This is a genomic window from Faecalibacillus sp. MSK20_93 (assembly GCF_020589945.1).
Taxonomy (GTDB): domain Bacteria; phylum Bacillota_I; class Bacilli_A; order Erysipelotrichales; family Coprobacillaceae; genus Faecalibacillus; species Faecalibacillus intestinalis.
This window is the reverse complement of sequence record NZ_JAJDKA010000088.1, coordinates 1-7,111: the sequence shown is the minus strand read 5'-3', so window position 1 is coordinate 7,111 and position 7,111 is coordinate 1. Positions and strand designations below refer to the sequence as shown.

Here is a 7,111-nt window from a genome sequence, read left to right as displayed (position 1 = left end):
TGTAAACTTACATTTTGGTTGGAGACATTACATTTTAATTAGAGACATTTGTAATTGCAAATATGTGCAAGTTACATTTTAATTGGAGACATGTTAAAATAGAGATAGGAAAAGCTATCTCTATTTTTTTTATTTTTTTAGGAGAAATTTTATGGCAAAAAAAATATCAAATAAAAATAAGTTTAAAAGAAAAATGGGAACAGGTGAAGGAGCAAACTACAAGCCTTTTATTACAACAAGTGAGTTTAATAGTATTGGAACCACAACAGTAATAAGGGACTGGAAAACCGGTAGAGGAGTTCATTGTCTTTCCCAAGGTGAAATGTACTGATATTACCTTCTTAGATGGGATGATAATAATATTGATATTAGGGAACAATATCCGTTAAATCGTGAGGAAACCCTTGCAATAGCTGATAAATTAGGTGTTAAACATCCTGGAAATAATGATTATATAATGACAACAGATTTTTTGGTTACAAAATCGGATAATACTTTTCACGCTTATTCAATAAAAACAGCAAAAGACTCTTTGAGTGATAGGGACTTGGAAATTTTGTGCATTGAAAAAATGTATTGGAAATCAAAAAATATAAAGTATTCTCTCCTTTTTAAAACCGATGCCAATATCATAATGGTTCATAATATACGTAGAATAATTGAGTTTTATGATAATAACTCAGTATTTGATAACATTTCTCGTATTAAACATGATATAGCAATTAAAAAAATAAATATTGATTTAAGTTCTGTACAAGTAACAAATGATTTTCTAGAAAAACTTTTGGAGGTAAATGCAAATGGACGTTAATTTATCTATTGGTGTAATAATTGAAGATGTTAATTCCAAAAGAAAGTATAGAATTGTTTCATTAACCAATGAGACATGTACTTTGTGCAACATGAATACTACAAAATTTGAATTAATTCTTTATAGTGTAGCAGATATATGCGATTTAATAAGTGAAAATTTGTTGATTATAAAACCGAATGAAAAAGAAATTTTTGATATTAATATGCTACCAGAAAGCGCAAAACAAAAATTAATTCTAAAAAAGCAAATGATGAATGAGATACTACAATTATATAGACCATCTTATATTGGTTTGATGGGAAAAACTTCAAGACCAGAATTAAAAGAAATTATGGAAAAACATCATGTAAAGAAAGCAAATTTTTGGAAAATTTGCATTAAATATTTTCAAAGCGGATTTAAGGATATTTCCCTAGTAGATAAAAGATATTTAGGAAGTAATAAAGGAAAAAGCTATAACTTATCAGCAAAGCCGGGTGCTAAATCAGAATATTTTGAATCTACAGGTGTAATAAAAAATGATGAGATAGAATCGTATTATGAAGAAGCTTTAAAAGACTACAAATCCGGTCGCCAAAAAACAATAAGAAGTGCATATGATAAGATGAATTTAAAACATTTTTCAAAAGTTGAAATTATTAATGGCATAGAAACATTAGTTTTGCTGCCGGAATCCAAAAGACCAACCATACGCCAATTTAGATACTATGTAAATACCCATATGTCAAAAGAAGAAATCGATAGAATTAAAACAAGTGCACAAGAACAAAGAAATAACAAAAGATTAATAGTAAGTGACGTTTTAAAAGATGTTTATGGTCCGGGTGATATGGTAGAAATTGATGCAGTAGAAGCGGATGTTTCATTAGTTTCTGAATTAGACCATAATAAAACAATAGGGCGTCCTATTAACTATTTTATGGTCGATGTTTTCACAAGATGTATTGTAGCTGTATCTGTAGCTCTTGATAATAACTCAATGCTAGGTTTAACAAATTTATTTTTAAATCTAGCAGACGATAAAAAACAATACGCAGAAAGATTTGGTATTTCATTTGAAAATACAGATGTTTGGCCTTCTAGTTTTATTCCAAGAAGATTAAGGGTAGATAGAGGAAGTGATTTTAAAAGTAAGGAATTTAATAGAATATGTGTGACTTTAGGAATAGAAAAACATATTGTTCCTGGTGGAAGTGGTTCGTTGAAAGGTGTTGTTGAACAATCATTTCATCAAATGCATTCGCAACAAAATGTTCATTTGGAAAACTATGGATTGATTGAAAAACGTCATGACTCTAATCACCATAAAGAAGCAACATTAACAATTTACGAATACACACAAATGATTATTAATTTTGTTTTATTTCATAATCAACAATATGATAAGTACTATCACTTAACAAAAGAAATGATTCAAAATGGAATAGAGCCAATTCCTGCAAAATTATGGCAATATGGAGTGAATAAATACGGGTATCCTAGACCAATTCCGGTTTTAGAACAATATTTATATGACTTAATGACACCTGTAAAAGCAAAAATTTCTCGTAGAGGCATAAGTTATAAAAACTTATGGTACTTGCCATTTAATGATTCAGAGTTAGCAAGAGAAATGTTTTCAGCTGGAACAAAGAAAATACCATTTGAAGTAAGAATAGATAAACGAGATGTTGGTGCTGTTTATTATAAGAGAGGCAATAGATTGATTTATGCCCCTTTAAATCAACAAATTACAGGAAATGCAGACTATGCTGGTATGACATATAAAGAGTATGAAGATTTTAGAAAAGCAAAGAGTTCAATGGATGCACATGGAAGGGTATATAATGAACAATTAAGTGCTAATTTATATGCTATTAATGAAAGTATTGTTTCTTCTTCAAAAAAAGAAAACTATTCAGATAAAACAAAGATAAGAGAAAATAGAGAGGAGCAAAAACAACTTACATCTAAAGAAAACAACATCAAACAAAGATTTGTTTCTATAAATGATAATACTATTTTTCAAGAAGATAAAAGTAAAAATATTACAAATGATGAAAATGTTTTAACAAATAATAAAGAAGATTATGGAGATTATGATAGTTTTCAAGATGCAATAGAAGCTTTTAATGATGAATTCTAGGAGGAGGTTTTATGAATTATGAATATATAAATGATTTAGATGGGATTTCTCAGTATGATGATTTTGACTTAGAAAATAATAAAATTATAAATGCAAGATATATTCATGCGTTGGTTGATGAAGATAAAGGCAATCCTTATATTGAAGCCTTACCTTTCCCTAGAGATGAGAAATACATTTCGAGAGTATATACCAGAAGTTTACCTAGCTATCGTTATGATGATGTTAAGAACATGAGTACACTTAAAAAAATGCTGGCTGTTGGAACGCTAAGAGAATTGCGTTTTCCTTTACCGTTTCACAGTGAATTAGAATTTAATTTTTACAATGCTCTTGTAACTTCATATAGAGCAAGAAAAAGAATTGAATCGATAGATACTAAATTAGAATATATTTCCGATAATAAGCCGAAAGAAATACATAGTATCTTAGCAGGTGATTCTGCTGCGGCAACAAACGCAGGATTCTCATTAATTGGTTATTCTGGCTGTGGAAAGTCTTCATCAATTCAAACACTTGTATCGCACTATCCACAGGTTATTATTCATGGCGATAATACAGCCTCAAGGTTTCCACAAATTGTCTATCTTGTTGTCAATTGTATTGCAAATAGTAATTTTTCAGCACTTTATGAAGGTATTGGAGATGCAATTGATAAAGCGTTAGGAAATATAGCGCCTGTTTATGCAAAAGAGGTTTCCAAAATAAATAATCTTGGAAGGAAAGCTGAAAAAATCAAAGAATACATAGAAAAATTTGCAATTGGTATAATAATTTTTGATGAAATTCAATTGATTGATTTTAAACATACTAGAGAAAATTCATTTGATAGTTTAATGACCTTAGCTAACAGAACAAAAGTTGCAATTGCAGTAGTTGGTACGGAAGATGCTAGAAACAAGATGTTTAAAGAATTAAGAACATCAAGACGAGTAGGAATGATGATAAAAGGTCATACGTACTGCGAAAGTAAAAAATACTTCGCGTTTTTACTCAAAAACTTATTGAGATATCAATGGTTTTCCGAACCTTTACAAATTTCTAGTGAATTGATTGATATTTTTTATGACTTATCAAAAGGAATAATAGACCAATTAATAGGAATATATACATGCGTCCATTTTGAATATTTCAGAAGAAAAGGTAAGGAAAAAGTCACACCACAGTTCATAAAAAAAGTAGCAAAAAAATATTATCCAAATATGCAATATGTCTTAAACAATTTGGAAGATGATGAAATAAATGAAGAATATCTTAATATGAAACAAAATGCAGAATTAAAAATTGCAGATATCCTTGATAAAGAAAAACAAGAACAAAGAGAAAAGGAAATCTTACAAAGTAGTGATTCAGAAACAAAAATTATTATACAATTATCAAATATTGTTGCTAATATACAAATGATATACGACTTTACTGATTCTCAAATCGAAACTGCATTTAATAAAGTTATAAGTAAAAAAGTAAATGAAGGAAAAAACGAAAGAGAAATAAGCCGATTAACTTTAGAACAATTGCAAAAAGGTATCCCTAAAGTTAGAACAAACAAAAAGGAAAGAACAATGAACGTGTCACAGATGCGAGATTTCCTTGGAATTGATAATAAAGAGGAATAAATATATGGGAATAATACCAAACGTTGTACAATTATATCCCGATGAATTGTTATACTCATGGGTGTGCCGATTAGCAAAAGTAAATTGTTTATCATTGTATAGTTTTACACGAGCATATATGAATGGAAACTTTAAGTCAGATGCAGATGTCCCATATGATTTAAGACAAGGGTTCAATGCATTTTTTAAGAATTTAAACTTAAATATTGATATGTCAGAGTTATTTCTGAAGACAACAACATTTCCTTATGAAAGTATCGTAATGTCGAAAGAATTACAAACAAAGTATATTACTAATGCATTTTATAAAAGTGATGCTATTAATACATCTATGAATTATCGCTTTACAAAGATAAATATATGTTTGGAGTGTGTTAAAGAAGACACAAAACTATTTGGCAATCCTTATTTTCATCGAGCACATCAATTAAGAGGGATATGCACATGTCATAAGCATGGAACAAAACTTTTAAAATATATTGGTAAGCCTGGCTATGCCAAAGAATTTATAATAGATAATTATGAAGAAGTTGATGATAATGATGCTAATTTAACAGCAGAGGAGATAAATTTTGCATATAAATTGTTAAATACAAATATTCATACAAATATTAAAGAGATTAGAAAGTGTTTCAAATCTCAAAAAAACCTATTTGTAAGTAAAACAGATTTAAATAATAAATATTCATTAAACACTACAGATATTATTAGAGACTTGTATGTAATATCAAGGGGAAATATCGATACATTAAAAGGGCTAATTAATTTGAACGACAAATATAATACTTTTAGTAAAAAAGAATATGAATTTATTTCAGGAGATAATAACATATTAAAAACGTTTAAACATAACAAATGTGGAAATATCTTTTGTACTACTGAGCATGGTTTTAAATCAGGTTGGAAATGTCCTTATTGTATCGACTTAATTCCTTACCAAAAAAGAATAGAAATGATGATAGATGAATTAGGAAACGGCGAATACAAAGTGTTATCTCAGTTTGAGTCAATGCGTCATCCAATAAAAATCAAACATAAGAATTGTGGAGAGATTTATTCAGTTCTTCCAAGAGAGTTTATTAATGAAGGAACACGATGTAAATGCAAACGAATCATTCCATATAAAGATGTAAAAGAAACTATTGAAGAAAGCGGAAAATATAAGTTGCTTCAATATACAAAATCCGAAGAACCAGTAATTATTCAGTCGTTAGAATGCGGTCATGTTTTTAAATCTAAATATAGAAGATTTGTTAAAACGCCATATTGCAGAACATGCAGACCTAAAAATATGACAACAGAACTTTTCCGACATAGAATAAAAGAATTAACAAATAATGAATATGAAGCTGTAGGCGAGTTTGTTGATAAAATTCACCAAATGACTTTTAAACATAAAAAATGTGGGAGTATGTTTAAACGTACTCCAAAATATTTACTTCAAAACCCTCATTGTCCAATATGTGATATTGGCGATGACAAATGGGGATTCGCTTATAAATTATTATGCGAATATAAATTAGAATATGGCAACACGAATATTTCTAAAAGAGACAGCTATAGAGGTTTCGCACTTGGAAATTGGTGCCTAAAACAACGACAGCAGAAAAAGAATCACTGTTTATCTCAAAATAAAACAAAAGCGCTAAGAGAAATCGGATTTATCTTTGAACCACTTGAAAATGAATGGAATAGAAGATATGAACAATATAAAAGGTATATTAAAGACACGGGAACAAGTTATATTCCACGAAGATTTATATACGAAGAAGAAAAATTAGGAGCATGGGTTGATACGCAAAAGAAAAGATATAAGGTTGAGAAATTATCAAGAAAGAGAATAGATAAATTATTAGAGCTGGATAAAGATTTTTTTACAACTACTAAATAAAAAATAATTCTAACAAATTTCAACAATATGTATAATTTTGTATTAATTTGTCATGAATTATGTTAAAATTTTTATTGCCTTGGCCAAAGGTAGAATAGGAGAGTAAGCACCATGGCAAACTGCATGATAATGGAGGATGCCAACAGTAAAATTTAAAGCGAGGTTTGAATTGAATTTAATTCCATTCATCGCTGCAGTCTTCACAATCATAGATTGTAGCTATAGATTTTTTAAATTCATGAAAAAAAGACTTAACAAATAAGTCAATCCGAGCTTATTGTTAATTAATTGCTGTGCATTCTCCTATAACAAGAAAAAAAGGTATAAGTTTGCGGCTTATACCTTTTTTTGTTCCCATATTTAAATCGCCGAAATAAACTTGAATATGGGAACAATCCGAATAATTTAATTGCTGTCATTCTTGACACCTAAATTATATTAAGAAAGTGCCAAAATGTCAACGTTTATCGTAGTTTTACTTGATATGTCTATTACGACACTTTTAATTAAAACTATAAAATAATAAACTTATCGCAATTTAAAATGTAACTAATTTGAAATAAAAAATGTCTATTTTTTCATATGTCTACAATCAAAATGTAACTATTACGTATTTGTTTGTTAAATTAATGACAATTTGTCGCAAATTAAATTGTAACTTAACA

General features: G+C 28.7%; 5 protein-coding genes. All 5 read left to right on the top strand.

Features of this window, described 5'->3' with window-relative positions:
- Positions 1–151: 151 nt before the first annotated feature.
- The 5 genes from LJD34_RS15155 to LJD34_RS15135 are packed head-to-tail and all read left to right on the top strand — an operon-like array spanning position 152 to position 6,446.
- Positions 152–331 carry a hypothetical protein gene (locus LJD34_RS15155; protein WP_227360294.1) on the top strand — a complete coding sequence of 60 codons (180 nt, stop codon included), beginning with the start codon at positions 152–154 and terminating at the stop codon, positions 329–331.
- Between the two features lie 30 nt (positions 332–361).
- On the top strand, positions 362–811 hold the full coding sequence (locus LJD34_RS15150) for a TnsA endonuclease N-terminal domain-containing protein (RefSeq protein ID WP_227360295.1): 450 nt from the start codon (positions 362–364) through the stop codon (positions 809–811).
- Positions 801–2,939 carry an integrase catalytic domain-containing protein gene (locus LJD34_RS15145; protein WP_227360293.1) on the top strand — a complete coding sequence of 713 codons (2,139 nt, stop codon included), beginning with the start codon at positions 801–803 and terminating at the stop codon, positions 2,937–2,939. Before LJD34_RS15150 ends, LJD34_RS15145 begins: the two co-directional genes overlap by 11 nt.
- An 11-nt stretch (positions 2,940–2,950) precedes the next feature.
- A complete protein-coding gene (locus LJD34_RS15140) occupies positions 2,951–4,555 on the top strand; it encodes an AAA family ATPase (protein ID WP_227360292.1) in 1,605 nt (534 codons plus the stop codon).
- A 4-nt stretch (positions 4,556–4,559) separates the two neighbouring features.
- On the top strand, positions 4,560–6,446 hold the full coding sequence (locus tag LJD34_RS15135) for a Helicase associated domain protein (RefSeq protein WP_227360291.1): 1,887 nt from the start codon (positions 4,560–4,562) through the stop codon (positions 6,444–6,446).
- Positions 6,447–7,111: the final 665 nt, after the last annotated feature.

What these genes read in the sequence shown, in the direction of transcription:
- LJD34_RS15155 (WP_227360294.1), top strand. Translation starts at nt 152, where the DNA reads ATGGCAAAAAAAATATCAAATAAAAATAAGTTTAAAAGAAAAATGGGA.
- LJD34_RS15145 (WP_227360293.1), top strand. Translation starts at nt 801, where the DNA reads ATGGACGTTAATTTATCTATTGGTGTAATAATTGAAGATGTTAATTCC.
- LJD34_RS15140 (WP_227360292.1), top strand. Translation starts at nt 2,951, where the DNA reads ATGAATTATGAATATATAAATGATTTAGATGGGATTTCTCAGTATGAT.
- LJD34_RS15135 (WP_227360291.1), top strand. Translation starts at nt 4,560, where the DNA reads ATGGGAATAATACCAAACGTTGTACAATTATATCCCGATGAATTGTTA.